This window comes from Hyphomonas sp. L-53-1-40 (assembly GCF_000682775.1).
Lineage (GTDB): Bacteria > Pseudomonadota > Alphaproteobacteria > Caulobacterales > Hyphomonadaceae > Hyphomonas.
This window is the reverse complement of sequence record NZ_AWFI01000018.1, coordinates 106,748-123,139: the sequence shown is the minus strand read 5'-3', so window position 1 is coordinate 123,139 and position 16,392 is coordinate 106,748. Positions and strand designations below refer to the sequence as shown.

13 protein-coding genes and 1 pseudogene are annotated in these 16,392 nt (G+C 60.8%); 7 read left to right on the top strand and 7 right to left on the bottom strand.

The annotated features are described in order from the left end of the window. Position 1: 1 nt before the first annotated feature. The 4 genes from pdeM to L53_RS13625 form a co-directional block, all read right to left on the bottom strand. A complete protein-coding gene (gene pdeM / locus L53_RS13640) occupies positions 2 to 724 on the bottom strand; it encodes a ligase-associated DNA damage response endonuclease PdeM (protein ID WP_034816567.1) in 723 nt (240 codons plus the stop codon). A 57-nt stretch (positions 725 to 781) separates the two neighbouring features. Next, the gene (locus L53_RS13635) at positions 782 to 3,265 is read right to left on the bottom strand and encodes a ligase-associated DNA damage response DEXH box helicase (protein WP_034816565.1); all 2,484 of its coding nucleotides are present in this window, start codon (positions 3,263 to 3,265) and stop codon (positions 782 to 784) included. An 80-nt stretch (positions 3,266 to 3,345) separates the two neighbouring features. After that, positions 3,346 to 4,899: a serine hydrolase gene (locus tag L53_RS13630; RefSeq protein ID WP_084333473.1), complete on the bottom strand. Its 1,554-nt coding sequence runs from the start codon at positions 4,897 to 4,899 to the stop codon at positions 3,346 to 3,348. 145 nt (positions 4,900 to 5,044) lie between these two features. After that, a complete protein-coding gene (locus tag L53_RS13625) occupies positions 5,045 to 6,280 on the bottom strand; it encodes an Hsp70 family protein (protein WP_034816563.1) in 1,236 nt (411 codons plus the stop codon). A gap of 115 nt (positions 6,281 to 6,395) precedes the next feature. Between L53_RS13625 and L53_RS13620 the strand changes: the two genes are divergently transcribed. Together L53_RS13620 and L53_RS13610 are read left to right on the top strand one after the other, a co-directional pair. After that, complete coding sequence (locus L53_RS13620; protein ID WP_034816559.1) at positions 6,396 to 7,424, top strand: ligase-associated DNA damage response exonuclease; 1,029 nt, start codon at positions 6,396 to 6,398, stop codon at positions 7,422 to 7,424. A 378-nt stretch (positions 7,425 to 7,802) separates the two neighbouring features. Then, positions 7,803 to 8,588 carry a hypothetical protein gene (locus L53_RS13610; protein ID WP_034816553.1) on the top strand — a complete coding sequence of 262 codons (786 nt, stop codon included), beginning with the start codon at positions 7,803 to 7,805 and terminating at the stop codon, positions 8,586 to 8,588. 1,198 nt (positions 8,589 to 9,786) lie between these two features. Here the strand turns inward: L53_RS13610 and L53_RS13605 are convergent. Beyond that, positions 9,787 to 10,401 carry a glutathione S-transferase family protein gene (locus L53_RS13605; RefSeq protein ID WP_034816550.1) on the bottom strand — a complete coding sequence of 205 codons (615 nt, stop codon included), beginning with the start codon at positions 10,399 to 10,401 and terminating at the stop codon, positions 9,787 to 9,789. A 50-nt stretch (positions 10,402 to 10,451) separates the two neighbouring features. Here L53_RS13605 and L53_RS13600 point away from each other — a divergent pair, with 50 nt between their 5' ends. Further along, on the top strand, positions 10,452 to 12,065 hold the full coding sequence (locus tag L53_RS13600) for a cisplatin damage response ATP-dependent DNA ligase (RefSeq protein WP_034816548.1): 1,614 nt from the start codon (positions 10,452 to 10,454) through the stop codon (positions 12,063 to 12,065). A gap of 57 nt (positions 12,066 to 12,122) precedes the next feature. Here L53_RS13600 and L53_RS16870 read toward each other — a convergent pair. Beyond that, positions 12,123 to 12,428, bottom strand: a pseudogene (locus L53_RS16870) (HU family DNA-binding protein); the annotation flags it as partial. A 278-nt stretch (positions 12,429 to 12,706) separates the two neighbouring features. Here L53_RS16870 and L53_RS13590 point away from each other — a divergent pair. From L53_RS13590 to L53_RS13575, 4 genes are all read left to right on the top strand, one after another. Continuing rightward, entirely contained in the window at positions 12,707 to 13,465 is a 759-nt protein-coding gene (locus L53_RS13590; protein WP_156947926.1) for a hypothetical protein, read from the top strand. Positions 13,466 to 13,531: 66 nt separating this feature from the next. Then, entirely contained in the window at positions 13,532 to 14,674 is a 1,143-nt protein-coding gene (locus tag L53_RS16560) for a mechanosensitive ion channel family protein (protein WP_051607979.1), read from the top strand. Positions 14,675 to 14,703: 29 nt separating this feature from the next. Beyond that, the gene (locus tag L53_RS13580) at positions 14,704 to 15,540 is read left to right on the top strand and encodes a mechanosensitive ion channel family protein (RefSeq protein WP_051607978.1); all 837 of its coding nucleotides are present in this window, start codon (positions 14,704 to 14,706) and stop codon (positions 15,538 to 15,540) included. A gap of 17 nt (positions 15,541 to 15,557) precedes the next feature. Then, complete coding sequence (locus L53_RS13575) at positions 15,558 to 15,929, top strand: DUF6460 domain-containing protein (protein ID WP_051607977.1); 372 nt, start codon at positions 15,558 to 15,560, stop codon at positions 15,927 to 15,929. On the opposite strand, the gene L53_RS16555 is transcribed toward L53_RS13575, so the two are convergent. Continuing rightward, positions 15,907 to 16,344, bottom strand: coding sequence for a DUF2147 domain-containing protein (locus L53_RS16555; protein WP_051607976.1), 438 nt, complete (start codon positions 16,342 to 16,344; stop codon positions 15,907 to 15,909). The genes L53_RS13575 and L53_RS16555 overlap by 23 nt on opposite strands. Positions 16,345 to 16,392 lie beyond the last annotated feature (48 nt).

Genomic DNA, 16,392 nt, shown 5'->3' with positions numbered 1-16,392 from the left:
CTCAGAATTTCCAGCGCGCGCCGCGTGGCATATCGGCCACAAGGCTTTTGGCGGCCACCATGAACACCCGCTCCTGCCCCAATGCGAAGGCCATGGCCCCTTCCGGGAAGATCGATGCGAACGCTTCATCCAGCACGTTCAGTCCGCCCGTAAAGGCACCCATGGCCGGCATCACCAGCCGCGCGCCATCGCTGGCGAAACACCGCCGCCGTACCGAACGCCCCCGCCCGATGATCTTGGCCGCCGGATGCAAATGCCCGGACACCTCGCCCACCTCCCCCGTCGGCTCGTGTCGGAACACCAGCGGCCCGATGCTAAGCACCTTGCTGGCGCGGCCCCCCAGATGCTCTGGCGGGTCCGGATCGTGGTTCCCCTCCACCCAGACCCAGTCATGCGCCGATGTCAGCGCCTGAATGCGCCGGGCATACTCTTCCGGCAGGCGCAGCTCGGCCGCCCGATCATGGAAACTGTCGCCGAGCGAGATCACCGTCTTCGGCTTGAGCATTGCGCAAAGCCGCTCGACCAGCGACAGCGTCGCAGCCGTATCATAGGGCGGCAACAGCTGGCCCCGCGCCGCAAAGGCACTGCCCTTCTCGAAATGCAGGTCTGACACGACCAACACCCGCTCGGCCGCCCACCACAACGCCCCCTCCGGCAGCGGCGTCAGCAGCTCCCCGGCAAGGTGCAGGTGGGTTTCAGAGGGTTTCACGGCAGCGGCAGTCATCACTCGGGAATCTGGCCCGCAATGGCCCGGGGGTCAAATGACGATTGCCGTAATCTGTCAGCCCATCGCGTCCCTGACCAGTTCGGCTTCCGCCTCGCCGAGGATTGCGTCCTGCACGGATGCGCCTGAAACAGGTTCCTTGCCGATCTCCAGCATGACGGGCACGGCGAAGGGGCTGATCTTGGTGAGCGCCTGATGGTCGATCTTGCCACGGATCCGTACCAGCGCATCTGACAGGCGGCGCACATCCAGCAGGCCCGTCGCCGCATCCTGCCGGGCCGCCTGCAGCAGAATATGGTCCGGCTCGTGACTGCGTAGCACGTCATAGATCAGGTCGGACGAGAAACTCACCTGCCGTGAGTTCTTTTCCTTGCCGGGAAGGTTACGGTGGATCAGACCGGAAATCTGGGCGCAATGACCGAAGGTTCGCTTCATCAGCGCGCTCTCGTCCAGCCAGCTTTCAAGATCGTCGCCCATCATTTCCGGATGGAACAGTGCGTCCATGTCCACTTCGGAGATGTCCTCCATGCCCCACACCGCCATTGCATACTCACTGGCGACGAAACCGGTGGGTTTTGCGCCCATCCGCTCCAGTCGCCGCGTCAGCAACATGCCCAGCGTCTGGTGTGCCAATCGCCCCTCGAACGGATAGCAGACAAGGTAATGCCGGTCGGCGCGTGGGAAGGTCTCGACCAGCAAATGGTCCGCTGGCGGAATGGTGGATTTCTGCTTCTGGATCTCGAACCATTCGCGCACCGGATCGGGCAATCCGTCCCATTGCGCGGGGTCATGGATCATCTTTCGCACGCGATCGGCGAGGAAGGTCGTCAGCGGAAACTTGCCGCCATTATAGGAGGGGATCGCCGGACGGTCGCCCACTGCGCGCACGACCAAAGCGTCCATGCCCTCCACGCCGACAAGTCGCAGCACTTCGCCTGCGAAAAGAAATGTGTCGCCCGGCGTCAGGGTGGAGAGAAAATATTCCTCCATCTCGCCCAGCTTTAGCCCCGCCCGCACGCTGCGCTTTTCGCCCGGCTTTTCCTTGCCGATGAATTGCGCCAGCCGCACGGCCAGCATGTGCGATTCCACAATTGCGCCGACATTCATCCGGTGGGCCTGCGCGTCTCGGGCCGTGCGCGCCACCCACACCCCGTCCGGGCGACGCACAATGCGGTGGAACCGGTCATAGGTCTTCAGCGCATAACCTCCGCTCGCCACGAAATCGACGATCCGCTCATAGGTTTCCCAGTCGAGCCAAGCATAGGGTGCGGCGCGGACAATATCATCATAGAGTTCCTCCAGACGGAACCCGTCGCCACACGCCCGGCCCATGACATGCTGCGCCAGAACGTCCAGCGAGCCCTCGCGGACCCCTTCCCCGTCAATCTCGCCGGCCTCGACCGCTGCCTCTGCCGCACGGCACTCCAGCACTTCGAACCGGTTCGTTGGCACAAGGACGGCCCGGCTGGCTTCATCCATCCGATGATTGGCCCGGCCGATGCGCTGGATCAGGCGCGCGGCCCCTTTGGGCGCGCCCATCTGGATCACGAGGTCCACCTCGCCCCAGTCGATGCCGAGATCGAGCGTGGACGTACAGACCACCGCCTTCAGGGCGCCCGCCGCCATTGCCGCCTCGACCTTTGTCCGCTGTTCGCGCGCCAGGGAGCCATGATGCAACGCAATCGGGAGGCCGTCCTCATTGGCGTGCCACAGCTCCTGAAACATGAGTTCAGCCTGGCTGCGCGTGTTCACGAAGACCAGGGTCATCGTCGCCCGTTTGATAGCCTCATATACGTCCGGCACAGCGAAGCGTCCGGAATGGCCTGACCACGGAATACGGTTCTTCGAGATCAGGATGTCCACATCAGCGGAGACACCGCCCTCTGCCATCAGCACACGCGCGTCCGGCGCGAGCCATGACGCAAGGGCTTCGGGTTCACGCACAGTCGCCGACAAGCCAATGAAGCGACACGATGGAGCCCAACTCGCCAGCGTCGCAAGGCCCAGTGCCAGCAGGTCTCCGCGCTTCGAGGCCGCCATCGCGTGCACCTCGTCTACAATCACGCATCTGAGGTCTGCGAAAAATTCCCGTGCATGATCCGAGGCGAGAAAAAGCGCCAACTGTTCCGGCGTCGTCAGCAGAATGTCCGGCGGTGTGCGTCTCTGCCTTTGTCGGACATGGGAGGGCGTATCCCCGGTCCGGCTCTCGATCCTGATATCGAGCCCCATCTCCTCGACCGGGCCCATCAGGTTGCGCTGTACATCCGTCGCCAGCGCCTTGAGCGGCGAGATGTAAAGCGTGTGCAGCGCAGGCCGGTCGGAATTTGCCGAGCGCCTGCGTTCGCGCAATTCAATCAGGCTGCCAAGAAAACCCGCCAGCGTCTTGCCGCCACCGGTCGGCGCGATCAGTAGCGCGCTTTCACCCTTCAGCGACTCCTCGGCCAGCGCCAGCTGGTGTGGCCGCGCCTGCCACCCACGCCCCGCAAACCAGGCCTCGAAGGGCTCGGGCAGGACAAAAGGGGTAAGTGCGCTGTCAGCCATGAATGGAGGTCAAACTATCGCAAGAGTCAGGAATGTCCTCACGCTTTCACGGTACGCGCCAGCACCGGCACCAGACAGGCTTATTCCTCGCGGCCGTACTTCTCGAGGATTTCTGCCCGGATGGCATCCTTGGCCCGGTCACTGCGCGCGCGTCGCGCCTCGATCGTGGCCTCGATCTCGGCTTCGATCTGTGCCCGCTCTGCCGCTTCGGCGTCATGGACATCCTGCGCGGCCTGAAGGCCCAGCAATACGTCGCGCGTGAAGCTGTTGATATCGAACCGCGCTCCGCCGATCACATCGAAGCCGCGTCGTACAATGACCGCGTTCATGCTTGGCACGATCACGACATACTGGCCGCGATTGCCCGCCATGTAATAGGTGCCCGCCGGAATACCCTCGGCATCATTCATCAGCCAGAATTGCGCACCATAGCCGGGTCCACTGGTCGGCTGTGCTGGTCCGGGGGTCGAAACAAATTGCGCCCAGCCTTCTGGCAACAAGCGTTCATTTCCCCACACACCATCCTGCAGGTAGAGTTGGCCGATCCGGGCAAGGTCCCGTGCGGTGGACCAAACCTGGCTCGACGAAATGAAGTCACCATTCCAGTCGACTTCCAGCGTCGTATGCACGGCGCCGATCTTGTGCAGCAGCTTTTCATACGGGAAGCGGTGATAGGAATCATCCGCGCCCAGCGACTCACGGAAGGAACGCATCGCAATCAGCGTGTCATTGTTGGAGTATTTGAACCGGGTACCCGGCTTCACTTCCAGTATTTTGGAACCTGCCTGATCGACCACGCGTCCGCCGCCAAAATAGATACGGTCGGTACGCGAACCGGTTTCACCACTGTCCAGACCGCTCGCCATCTGCAACAGGTCACGCAACGTGATCTCGCGGCGCGGATCAGCGCCATTGTTCCAGTCGGCGATCACGGCCGGGTAATCCAGATCGATATGCCCGTTCCGGCGCGCCGCACCGAGGATCGTCGCGCTGATCGATTTCGCCACCGACCAGGTCCGCTGCGGCGTCTCATGATCAATGCCGCGAGCATAGCGCTCGGCCACGACCTGTCCGTCCTTCACGACAACCACGGCGCTGGTGCGCGTGCCATTACCATAGCTGCGCTCGTCAAAGGCAAACGAGACCGGCGCTTCGAGGCGTTCGGCTTCTTCGATGCGCAACTGTACCTTCACATTGGAGCCTATGGCGCTGCCCCGGTCTTCGCCGGTGAAGTCCGGCCAGGCGGCAAAGCGCGGCAGGAAGTTGAGCGCGCCCTCCTCTGCGCCGACTGGCAGCTGGGTACAGCCGAAACCGGGACGCCAGGCCGCCATGCGCGGTGGCATCGTGTTGGAATAGGTCACCGAGACCAGCTTGCGCACAGGGTCGATCATCGCATCCGGCAGCTTGTCGAAGCTGCGCTGATAGTCGGGATAAATGCCCGACAACTCGTTCTGGCGGATTTCCTCCAGCGTCTGTCCCGCATTGAAGGTGGACGAGCAGATGAACCCGGCCTTGTAGCCAGCCGCCAGCGCATCATCCAGCGCCTGTGTCGATCCGCCCTCTTCAGCCAGCGCAGGCGTGGCCATCACAGCCAGCGCAGACAAGGATACGAGACATTTCCGGATTGCGCGCATGCGTGATTCTCCTCTGGGTCGGCCTGACTTTATGCGCTGAGAACCGTGTCGCAAGTATGGCGGGACAGTTAATAACGCCCACAGCCCCATTTCGAATGCCTAAACCGCACAAACGTTTCACGCATGTCTTGAACAGTTCCGTAGATCAGCCCCGCCCTTGGGCCATTCCATGCACCGCCAGGCCCTTGGCGACGGCGCCGAAGCGGTCACTCTCAGAGACTACAGCATTGCCAAACCGCCCCGCCAACCGGGCCTGCACCAGCGGAATGAAGGTCGACCCGCCCACCATGACAATGTCGGTGATCTGGTCCGGCGACACACCCGCCTTGTCCAGGCAATCCACTGCCACCGCATCCATCTGTGACACGGCTTCGTCAATCAGGCCCTCGAACGCCTGACGCTCTACCACGCGCTCCAGCCGCAAATCGGGAGTGTCATAGACGAAAGCCTGTTGGTCGGTGTCGCTCAGGTCAATCTTGATCTGTTCGGTCCGCTTCGCATAGGCGTGGCCTTCATGGTGGCGCACAAGATGGTCGAAGGCCCGGATCGCCCGGCTGTTCGGGCTGTTCTGCACCATCCAGCCGATCCGCTTCTGCACGTCCCGGGCATAGAGCTTGTTCAGGCTTTTCCAGTCCGACAGGATCGAATACGGCGCAGACGGCACCGGCAAGCCGTTCAGCTCCAGCGTCTCGCCATGCCCGAGCAGCCGCGACAGCTCGAAAAAGCTCAGCTTCTGGTCGAAATCATTGCCGCCCACATAAAGGCCGGTACTGCCCAACACATCAAAACCGTCATTGTCCGGCGCGATGCGCACGACCGAGAAATCCGATGTACCGCCGCCGATATCCACGACGAAGACCAGCTTTTCCCGACCGCTCGGAAAGCTCACCGAACGTGCCGCCGCCACAGGCTCATCAAGGAACTCCACATGCGCCACGCCAGCATCACGCAGACAGGATTCCAGGATCGCCTGCGCGCGTCGGTCAAGGTCGGCGTCCCGGTCATTGAACGAGACCGGTCGCCCCTGCACGACTGACTCCACCCGCGCGCCCGTCTCGGCTTCCGCCCGGGCGATCACCCGGCGCAGGAAATGCGCGATCACGTCCCGGAACGGCAAGCGACGGCGGCCAACATCGGTCGTCTCATCAATCAGGGACGAGCCGAGCACGGACTTGATCGACCGCATCAGCCGGCCTTCCTCGCCCGTCTCATAGGCCGCCACGGCTTCGGCCCCGATGGCATACTCTCCGGAGGCCAGCCCATAAAACACCGCTGTCGGGATCGACGTCGCATCCGGCTCCAACTCGATCAGGCGCACGCCCTGTGGCCCGGAATATCCAATCGATGTGTTCGATGTTCCGAAATCGATGCCGATTTGCATGAGGGACTCCCGGACGTCTGAATTACGACCCCGTCGCCTACCCCAGCTGCCGGCATTTCGGAAGAGGCCACACCCAGCCCCTTCCCCGTTCGGCCACACCGCCTACATTACAGGCATGCTGCGGCCAGACCTCCTGCTCCACCCCACCCCCAAGGGCCTCTATTGCCCGCCGGGCGATTTCTATCTGGACCCTGTGCGCGGCGCGGTGGACCGGGCCGTCATCAGTCATGGCCATTCCGATCATGCGCGCGGCGGCCATGGCAAAGTGCTCGCCCATCCCCACACGCTGTCCATCATGGCCGCGCGCTATGGCGACAGCTTCGCCAAACAGACACAAGCAGTCGAATATGGCGAAGCGACCGAGATCAATGGCGTGACCATCTGGCTCTCCCCGGCGGGCCACATTCTCGGCTCCTCGCAGGTCGTGGTCGAGCACAAGGGCCTGCGCATGGTCTTTACCGGCGATTACAAACGCCGGTGGGATCCGACCTGCCCCCAGTTCGAACCGGTCGAGAACACGCATGTCTTCATTTCCGAGGCGACCTTCGGCCTGCCCGTCTTCCGCCATCCGCCCACGGAACACGAGATTGACCGTCTGATGCGATCGGTTGCCGACAATCCGGACCGCACCCATTGCATCGGCGCCTATTCGCTCGGCAAGGCCCAGCGCGTCATCAAGCACCTGCGCATGGCGGGCCATGACCGGCCGATCTATATTCATGGCAGTCTGGAAAAGCTCTGCAAGGTCTATGAGGCCGCGGGCGTCAGCCTTGGCGAGCTGCGCCCGGCCACGCTGGACGACATGTCAAAATCGGCGCGCGAAGTGTTCCGGGGCGAGATCATTGTCGCCCCGCCCGGCGCCTTTGAAGGCAAATGGGCCCAGCGCTTCCCCGATCCGGTCATCGGCTTTGCGTCCGGCTGGATGAGCGTCAAACAGCGCGCCAAGCAGCGCGGCGTCGAACTGCCGCTGGTCATCTCAGACCATGCCGACTGGGACGAGCTGACCGACACGGTCCGCGAAGTCGACCCGCAGGAACTCTGGATCACCTATGGCCGCGAAGACGCCCTCGTCCGCTGGGCCGAACTCGAAGGCCGCCGCGCGAAACCGCTCCGGCTTGTGGGCTATGAGGAAGAGATGGGGTGAGTTGAGAGGTTATTTCGCTTCTCCGGCGCATGCCTGCGAAGGCAGGGGCCCATCTCGGAAAACTCCGGCATTTTTCCTTATGTGCATGGACGTAATAGGAGCCGGAACGCTCCAGTTGCAAACCTAGACTAGGCGGCTATCGGACGGTGTAGGGGCGGGACTAGAAATTCAAGAAGGCGAACCGCCGCTTCGTAAGTTGGACACTTGGCCAGAACCTCTATGCACGCTTTGCTACGCGGGCCGATTGTCTCGTAGACAAAATATCCAAAATCATCACCAAGGCCATCTACCATCGCCTCGTCTAGCACGTCTTCATTTAGTGGGGAAATGCACATATAGTGGTTCTCCGCCAAAGCGATTCGAAAGAAAGTATCAGTCATGGCTGAGCCCGATATTATCTGGGATGTTTACGAAACACCCCGCCTGGATGCGGTAACATTCGGAAAGTACCACGCCGCGCTCGACAAGAGCAGACCCGGAATCCTTAGGGGAGCGAAATACAATCGCCGTGGTCATCGTGCGTCTGCCTCAGATGCTAGGGGAGCAATGCGTCAGTACCTGACAAGCGCCTTTCCGAACAAGGGCATTCTAGATGCCCACCTGGACGATTACAAGAAAAGGTTAACGGACGATTCACGCTCTGATGAGCAGCACGAGAATGATGATGCGAACGCTGAAAACATGCACCGCTTCATTCATGATTGGGACGATGGCAATCAGGATGGGAAACTCTTATTGCCCATCAACTCTCAACAAGAGCCATTAAATGTTGGTGGGGTAAGCGTACGGATCGATCTTGACTGCCTTATTCATAGTGAAAGCAAAACTGGCGAAAAACGGGTGGGGGGCCTGTTTCTAAATACCCAAAAGGGTGAGGGGCTTGGATCCAAGCCTGACACGATTGATCGACGTGACCGCGCCGGAAATTCAGTCGCGCTACTCGTTCTCAAGACCGTTGCCGATAATTTCTCTTCAGGAAGGAATCCATTCCCTGCAGACTGCATGCATTACTATGTGCGCCATAAGAAAATTTGGCACGCCCCGAAGAGTTATAAAACTAAGCTCGCTGATGTAGTTGCCTGTGGTGAGACCGCAGCTGAAGCATGGGGCAATATCCAGCCACCATCGACTTTCGATCCGGCTCGTGCCGCATATCATGACTAATGTCCGGCTGGGACCGCGACCCAAACTACACCCCGCCCAACCCGCCCTGTTGATAAGGGCCGGGATTGCAGGGTTTCTCTTTTCGCCTCTGATCCTGTATCTTCTGTTCGGATGACAGAAAAACCCAAACCTCCGAAGCCCAAACCGGACCCGTGGGAAATTCCCTATGAAGAGTGGAATGAGGCCGACCACGAATTAGCGCAGTTGGTCCTCAACGCCATGGATGCGGAATCAAAAAACGACACATAGGGTGATTAAAATCACCACATATGGTGAGTTTGCTCCATAATACCGCGGAACAGAGCTGCCAAGGCGTCCTGCGCGGTTCATGGGATTGATTTTCCACCGTCCCTTTGTCCTCTGCCGCACCGTTCAGAGATGGGCCCCCGGATGGCCTTTGGCCATCGGGGGGTGACAACCGTTCGGGAGGATAAAGGTCTGCCCTCTCCTCCCGCAGGCCCCTGCGAAGGCAGGGGCCCATCTCTGGCTGTATCCTCAAGCGCTTCAGGCGATAGCGGAAGATGGATACCTGCTTTCGCAGATATCTTCGGAGTTGGGGATTTGCGCTCTCAATCCGTCTGAGAACTCCCCGCCCCATACTAAGCATCTGCTCTCACAGGAGCCGGATCAGGTACCGTTCTGGTTGTGGGGGGCAGGGTCAGGATGGTGCGGGTCGGAGATACGGTCCGATGCGCGCCTAGGCAGGTCAGGCCAGGGTGAGCTTGCGAAGGCAAGTTGGGAAACCGCCTCGTCCGGTCGCACGGAGCATTATGCTCCCGGATGAGCCATGCGTGGGAAAGCACGATGGATCCGTTCGCGCGGCGCCGGTAACGAAGACCCGGGACCATGGGCCCCCATGAGGGTGCTCGCTGAAATTCCTGTCCGGCGCGGCGGGCGGTAACGCTCCATTCCGTAGCCATTCCAAATCATCAGGCGGAGCGCCACGGCGCCTGCCGCGCCGACGGCTTCGCCAGATGGAGCTGGAACACGAGATACCCGGATGGCGCAGGCCAGTCCGGCTTTGACTGCTGCCCCCGCCCCCATCATCCTTCGACTTCGCTCAGGATGAGTTGGCTTTGTGCGGAAATCCTGACGCGCTCATGCTGAGCGAAGTCGAAGCACAGGCGCGGGGCTCCGCGGTCTAACGGCAAGAACCCCCAGCCTCCACCGGAGCGGCGGACATGTCGGCCGTGGGTCCCTAGACCCCCACGTCCAGCATCGCCTTGTAGGCCGGGCGCGCCTGCACTTTTTCCAGCCAGGCCCTGGTCGCGGGCAATGCCTCCAGCGCGCCCATGGCCGCGGCGGACTGGACCTGGAACGCCATCAGGCAATCGGCGGCCGTGAAGGCCTCGCCCGCGAAATAGGCATGTTTGGCCAGGTGCCCCTCGATCGTCTTCATCGCCTTGGCCTGTTCGGCCTCCATGGAGGCGGCCAGCGGCGTGTCCAGCAGGCCCGCATTCATCAGGTAGAAGCGAAACAGGCCCGGCAGGAAGATCGCCCCCTCAGCGGCATGGACCCATTCCAGGTAGCGCGGGAAATCAGCCGAGTCCGCGCGCGGGTGAAGGGCATGGTCCGGGTCGTGTTTCGCCAGCAGGTATTCGGCAATCGCGCCGGTCTCTGCGATCACCGTATCGCCATCTTCCAGCAGGGGCGACTTGCCCATCGGGTGAATGGCGAGCAGCGCCGCCGGGGCCAGCCGGGTTTCCGGGTCGCGGCTATGGTGGACAATCTCGTGCGGCACGCCGAGTTCGAGCAGCAGCCAGACAATGCGCTGCGAGCGCGAGGCGTTGAGGTGGTGCAGTTTCAGGCTCATGGAGGACTCCCCTAGATGGATTCTTGGCGCGGCGGCTCTATCTTAGGCGCATGCAGGCCTTCGCAGAGCTTCTTGACCGACTAGTCCTAACGCCTTCGCGTAACGGCAAGCTACGCCTGATCGTATCCTATTTTCGCAGCGCCCCAGACCCCGACCGCGGCTATGCCCTCGGCGCGCTGACCGGCGATCTCGACCTGAAGAGCATCAAGCCCGCCGCGATCCGCGAACTGGTCACCGACCGGATGGACCCCGAACTGTTCCGCCTGTCCTATGACTATGTCGGCGACATGGCCGAAACCGTCAGCCTCGTCTGGCCGGGCGAGCGGCGCGCGAACCGCCCACCGCCGCTGGCCGAGATTGTCGAAGCGCTGGACGGCGTGACACGGCCCGAGGCGCAGAGACTGGTCGCCAACTGGCTCGACGGGCTGGACCCGACCGGCCGCTGGGCGCTGCTCAAACTGATCACGGGCGGCCTGCGCATCGGCGTCTCCGCGCGGCTTGCCAAACTGGCGCTCGCGGATTTTGGCGGCGTGGACGTGACCGAGATCGAAGAGATCTGGCACGGCCTCGCCCCGCCCTATGAGAGCCTGTTCGCCTGGCTCGAAGGCAAGACCGGCCGCCCCGAGCCGGACATCAAGGCCCCTTTCCGGCCGGTCATGCTGGCCCACCCGCTGGTACCGAAAGCCGAGCGCGATAATCCCGATGCGGTGGACCCGGCCCTGATCACAGCCGACGCCTTTGCCGCCGAATGGAAATATGACGGCATCCGTGTGCAGGCCAGCAGCGAAGGCGGCGTGCGGCGCATCTATACGCGGACGGGGGACGACATCTCCCACACTTTCCCGGACGTGCTGGCCGCGATGAGTTTTGAAGGCACGCTGGATGGCGAATTGCTCGTGCGCGGGGAGGATGGCCAAAGCGTTGCGCCGTTCAACGCGCTGCAACAGAGGCTGAACCGCAAGACCGTCTCGAAAAAGCAGATGGACACCCATCCCGCCTTCATCCGCGCTTATGACCTATTGCAGGCCGGAAGCGAGGATATCCGCCCGCTGAGCTTTCGCGAGCGCCGGGAGCGGCTGGAAGACTTCATCGCGAAAACGGCGAGCCCGCGTTTTGACCTGTCCCCGCTCGTGCCCGTCACCGACCTGACGGCGCTGGACGCGCACCGCATGGAGCCCCCTGCCCCGGAGATCGAAGGCCTGATGCTGAAACGCTGGGACAGCCCCTATGTGCCCGGCCGCGTCAAGGGGCATTGGTATAAATGGAAGCGAGACCCCTGGCTCGTCGATGCGGTCTTGCTGTATGCGCAACGCGGCCACGGCCGCCGCTCCAGTTTCTATTCCGATTTCACCTTCGCCGTCTGGCGCGATGAAGACGGCGAGGATCGGCTGACGCCCGTTGGCAAGGCCTATTTCGGCTTTACCGACGAGGAGCTGAAACAGCTCGACAAATTCGTCCGTGACAACACGGTCGAGCGTTTCGGACCTGTGCGCTCCGTGACGCCATCACTTGTGCTGGAAGTTGCCTTTGAAGGCCTGCAGCGCTCGGCCCGTCACAAATCCGGCATCGCCATGCGCTTTCCGCGTATCAACCGCATCCGCTGGGACAAGCCCGCGAACGAGGCGGACCGTTTGGAGACTCTAGAGGCAATGCTGCAAGAATGAAAAAAGGCCGGATGACATGCATCCGGCCCTTTCGAAACATTTTGAAACCGGAAGTCCTTAAACGGACTCTTTCAGTTCCTTGGAGACGCGGAAAGCAACTTTCTTCGACGCCTTGATCTTGATGGATTCACCCGTTGCCGGGTTGCGGCCCATGCGGGCCGGACGCTTGCGCACTTCCAGCGTGCCGAGACCGTTCAGACGGAAACGTTCGCCTTTCTTCAGGCGCTTGGTGATCCGATCAGCCAGGTCGGAGAAGATTTCTTCCGACTGCTTCTTGGTCAGACCATGAGCCTCAGCCATTTCAGCCGACAGCTGGCGCATCGTCACCGTGGTTGGTGTCTTTGCAGCCGTCGCCTTTGGGGCGGCTTTCGGCGCAGCTGCCTTTCGGGCAACTGGCTTCTTCGCAGCAGCCGTCTTGGCAGCAGCAGGCTTCTTGGCGGCCGTCTTGGCCGTGGTGGTCGCCTTCTTGGCGGCCGGTTTTGCAGGGGCCTTCTTGGCCGCAGGTGTCCTTGCCATAAGCAAATTCCTCTTGTGAGTCTCCGCAGAGATCGGGGCGTATAACGTGAAAACGCCAGCCTGCATCCCACTTTTTTCACACGCCGCGGATTTGCCCCATTTGAAATTCAGCTCATATGGAAAACATGAAAACATATTTGCCCCTGATCGTGATTCTTCTCGGCGTGCTTCAGCCCCTGTCCGGCGCGCTCGCGCCTGCACTGGGCATTGGCACACCGATTGGAAACGCCACTCGTGACATGACGCTTCCGGAACAGCCCTTGCCGGCGTTCTTTTCAATCTGGAGCGTGATTTTCCTCGCCTATTTTCTGTTCGGCATTTCCTACTGGCGTGCCCACGAGCCCTGGATGGAGCGAATCGCGGCACCCCTTGCCTGGGCTGGTGTGTTCAACATCGTCTGGATGATCAGTGCGCAGTTGATCGCGTCTCAACCCCTGGATTTCCTGCTCCTTTTTCCAATCGCCATTGCCGCATGGACGGCAGCATTTCGCATGGACCGTTTGCGTGAAACTGGCTGGAGCCCCAAGAAAGCTCTCGCAGATCTTACCGCCGCCATGCTGTCTGGCTGGATTACCGTCGCCATCGCGATCTCGGTTCCGCTGACCCTGCGCAGCTTTTCGAGCCTCGGGGCGACCGATTTTCCGTGGCAAATGCTCTGGATCACGCTGGTGACCGCCAGCCTTCCGGCGTGGATGTTCGCCCGCTATATCAGCCGCAGTTGGTGGTACTTCATTGCTCTGGGCTGGGGCATGATCGGGATCGTCCTGAACAATTGGTATGTGACGGAGATGAACTGGCTCGCCATTATCAGCGCAGGGGTGCTTACCCTCATTCTCTGCTTGCGCCTCTTTCGGGGTGCCGACGGATCAGTCATACCCGCCTGAGCAAACTGGACAAGCGGCGCAAACTGACGCTCTTTTGCCCATAGAAGCAACAAGCCCGGCCACTTTATGGATTTCACCACAATCGCCCTGCCCGATATCGATACCACAGACTGGCCTGTCTGGCTGGCAAGTTCTTGGCCGTTCATGGAGAAGTGGGGCTCGGTTGTCCTGGCCTGTATCCTGATCTGGTTTCTTTCGGGCATGGTCAAACGCATCGTTACCGCCTTTGGGAAGCGTGTGACCGCGAAGGACAAATCATTCGAGGGATCGAGTTGGGATATTGCCAGTTCAGTCTCTCGCGTTTTCGCGTTGATTTTCATGTCTCCCCTGCCTCTTGGGCTCGCGGGCTATGATTGGGAAGCGATCATAGACAAGCGCGGACCAGGCGCCTTCGCTGCGGTCGCGATCCTGATCATTGCGGTGACCTTCGCGAACTGGGTTGCCCGATCAATGCGGAAAATGGGCAATCAGGCTCATATGCGTCACGGGGCCGATGATACGCTGTTTGCCTTCTCCGCTTCGCTCCTGAAATATCTGATCTTCGCAGTTGCGATCGTATTGGCGCTGACCCAACTCGGCTTCCCGACGGCATCGCTGGCGGCGCTGCTGGGCGGCGCAGCGTTGGCCATTGGCCTCGCGCTTCAGGACACGCTGAAGGCGGTTGCGGCCGGAGTCATGTTGGCCATTTTCAGGCCGTTCCGAATTGGTGACTTCGTCACCCTGGCGGGCATGGACGGCGAAATCACAGACATCACGCCCTTCCGAACGACGTTCAAGCAAATCGACAACAAGATCGTCTCGGTCACCAATGACAAGGTTTGGGGCGATCCGCTGGTCAATCACACACGCCAGACACGTCGTCGCTTCGATCTCTACTTTGACATTTCCTATGACGACAATATGGATCATGCGCTCAAAACCCTGCTGGACACGACGAATGGGCATCCGCGTATTCTGGCCAAGGATGAAACCTGGGTCGGCGTGCATACGCTTGCCGACTGGAGCGTGCGGCTGCGCCTGCGCGCTTTTGTGGCGACGCCCGAGTTCGTTCAGGTCCGCGCCGACATCACAAAGGCCGTCAAGGAAGCCTTTGATCGCGAAGGGATCACCATCCCCTTCCCGCATCAGGTCAACATGGCTTACCGGCCACCTGCTGAGTCGAGACCGGAACACGCGTCACAATCAGACATTACAGAGACTGAAGACTAGACTGCCCTGACAATAAAAAGGAGACCTCCATGCCTGAAGAGCTGACTGCAGCCGCGCTCTGGAGCGAATACAGCCCCTTCATCATTTCATTCGGCGTGAAAGTACTTGGCGCTTTGCTGGTCCTGATTATCGGTCTGCGCATCGCCGGCTGGTTGGCGGGCCTCGTTCGTAGCGCAGCGCTGAAGCGCGAAGGCATTGACGATACGCTCGGCAATTTCTTTGCCTCTCTTGTCCGGTGGGCCATCACGGCTGCTGTGCTGATTGCCGTGCTGCAGGTCTTCGGGGTACAGGCCACCAGCTTCGTCGCCGTACTCGGCGCGCTGACCCTTGCCATTGGCCTGTCCATGCAGGGCGCCCTCGGCAATATTGCGTCGGGCGTCATGATCATGTTGTTTCGCCCCTACAAGCTCGGCGACTATATCGAGGCCGCTGGCATTGCCGGCACCGTCAAAGACATCAATCTGTTCCAGACCGTGCTGGCCACAGTCGACAATGTGAAAGTCCTCGTGCCAAACAGTCAGGCCATTGATGGCGTCATCGAGAACTATTCCGGATACGACACCCGCCGCGCCGATGTGACCTTTGGCATCGACTATGATGACGACATGGACAAGGCCATCGCCGTCATCAAACAGGTGATTGAAGCAGATGACCGTATCTTCCGGGATCCGGAACCTTTCGTGAAGGTCGTCAATCTTGGAGACAGTTCGGTTGACATCGCCACACGCAGCTGGGTGAAAGCAGCCGATGTGTGGGACGTCAAATTCCACCTCATGAAGGCAGTGAAGGAAGCCTTTGACCGGGAAGGCATCTCGATACCCTATCCGCACCAGGTTGAAATCCAGAAGCAGGCGGCCAACGACTGACAGGCCCACCATACACAATGTCGACAGATCCCAACTCAGAACTACCGGAAGTGAAAGTTGAGCCGGTGCCGGAGCCTCTGCCGCCCCGCGCGCCGACCAAAGCGCCCCCGCGCTCCTTGCTCGCGAGATTATTCGGCATCTCGGTATGGGGATCGCTGAAGCTGCTCGGTCTTTGCATTCTGGTCGGCTTCTTTGTGCTGGCGTCCCAGTTCAATCCTTCCAATCCGGATGTCGACATGGGCGCGGCCATCGCAAATGTTGCGAGCACGACCATGGCCGCGCTTGGCTGGGCGGTGCGCAATTTCTGGAAACCAGCCCTGGCGGGTGCAGCGGTGGTGATCCCTATTTGGGTCCTGTGGCGACTCGTCAGTCTGCCATTCCGGAAGTAGATTCAACCGGCGCCCAATGCTGCGTCTGGCAGATCGGGCCGATGCAGCCCTTCACTTCCAGCACACCATCGGCCAGCAATTTGATCTTGGACCCGTAGGTCTTGCCTTCCTTCGGATTGTATATCGTGCCGCCTGTCCAGCCCTTGGCTTTTTGCTTGAACCCTTCAAGCATAGTCAGGCCAAGGATTTTTGCGCCCTTGGCGTCGGTAGCCGTTTCAGGGGTCGCGTCGCCAGACACGCTTGCCGGATCGATCCAGACGATGACGCCACAAGGCGTTCCGTCCCCGCAATCGGAAATCCGGATGTGGGAATTTTCTTCCTGCGTCACAAAGGTGCCGAAAACGTCGAGCGGCCCCGCCTGGGCTGTACCCGCAGCAAATGCCGCGACGGCAACGATAGCCAATGCACGATTCATGGGTGCCTCCCCGCTCAACCGACTTATACTCATATCAGAAAAACAAAC

What these genes read in the sequence shown, in the direction of transcription:
- L53_RS13605 (WP_034816550.1), bottom strand. Translation starts at nt 10,401, where the DNA reads ATGAGCCTGAAACTGCACCACCTCAACGCCTCGCGCTCGCAGCGCATT.
- L53_RS13635 (WP_034816565.1), bottom strand. Translation starts at nt 3,265, where the DNA reads ATGGCTGACAGCGCACTTACCCCTTTTGTCCTGCCCGAGCCCTTCGAG.
- L53_RS16560 (WP_051607979.1), top strand. Translation starts at nt 13,532, where the DNA reads ATGGATTTCACCACAATCGCCCTGCCCGATATCGATACCACAGACTGG.
- L53_RS13600 (WP_034816548.1), top strand. Translation starts at nt 10,452, where the DNA reads ATGCAGGCCTTCGCAGAGCTTCTTGACCGACTAGTCCTAACGCCTTCG.
- L53_RS13620 (WP_034816559.1), top strand. Translation starts at nt 6,396, where the DNA reads ATGCTGCGGCCAGACCTCCTGCTCCACCCCACCCCCAAGGGCCTCTAT.
- L53_RS13575 (WP_051607977.1), top strand. Translation starts at nt 15,558, where the DNA reads ATGTCGACAGATCCCAACTCAGAACTACCGGAAGTGAAAGTTGAGCCG.
- L53_RS13625 (WP_034816563.1), bottom strand. Translation starts at nt 6,280, where the DNA reads ATGCAAATCGGCATCGATTTCGGAACATCGAACACATCGATTGGATAT.
- L53_RS13610 (WP_034816553.1), top strand. Translation starts at nt 7,803, where the DNA reads ATGGCTGAGCCCGATATTATCTGGGATGTTTACGAAACACCCCGCCTG.
- L53_RS13590 (WP_156947926.1), top strand. Translation starts at nt 12,707, where the DNA reads ATGAAAACATATTTGCCCCTGATCGTGATTCTTCTCGGCGTGCTTCAG.
- L53_RS13630 (WP_084333473.1), bottom strand. Translation starts at nt 4,899, where the DNA reads ATGCGCGCAATCCGGAAATGTCTCGTATCCTTGTCTGCGCTGGCTGTG.
- L53_RS16555 (WP_051607976.1), bottom strand. Translation starts at nt 16,344, where the DNA reads ATGAATCGTGCATTGGCTATCGTTGCCGTCGCGGCATTTGCTGCGGGT.
- L53_RS13580 (WP_051607978.1), top strand. Translation starts at nt 14,704, where the DNA reads ATGCCTGAAGAGCTGACTGCAGCCGCGCTCTGGAGCGAATACAGCCCC.
- pdeM (WP_034816567.1), bottom strand. Translation starts at nt 724, where the DNA reads ATGACTGCCGCTGCCGTGAAACCCTCTGAAACCCACCTGCACCTTGCC.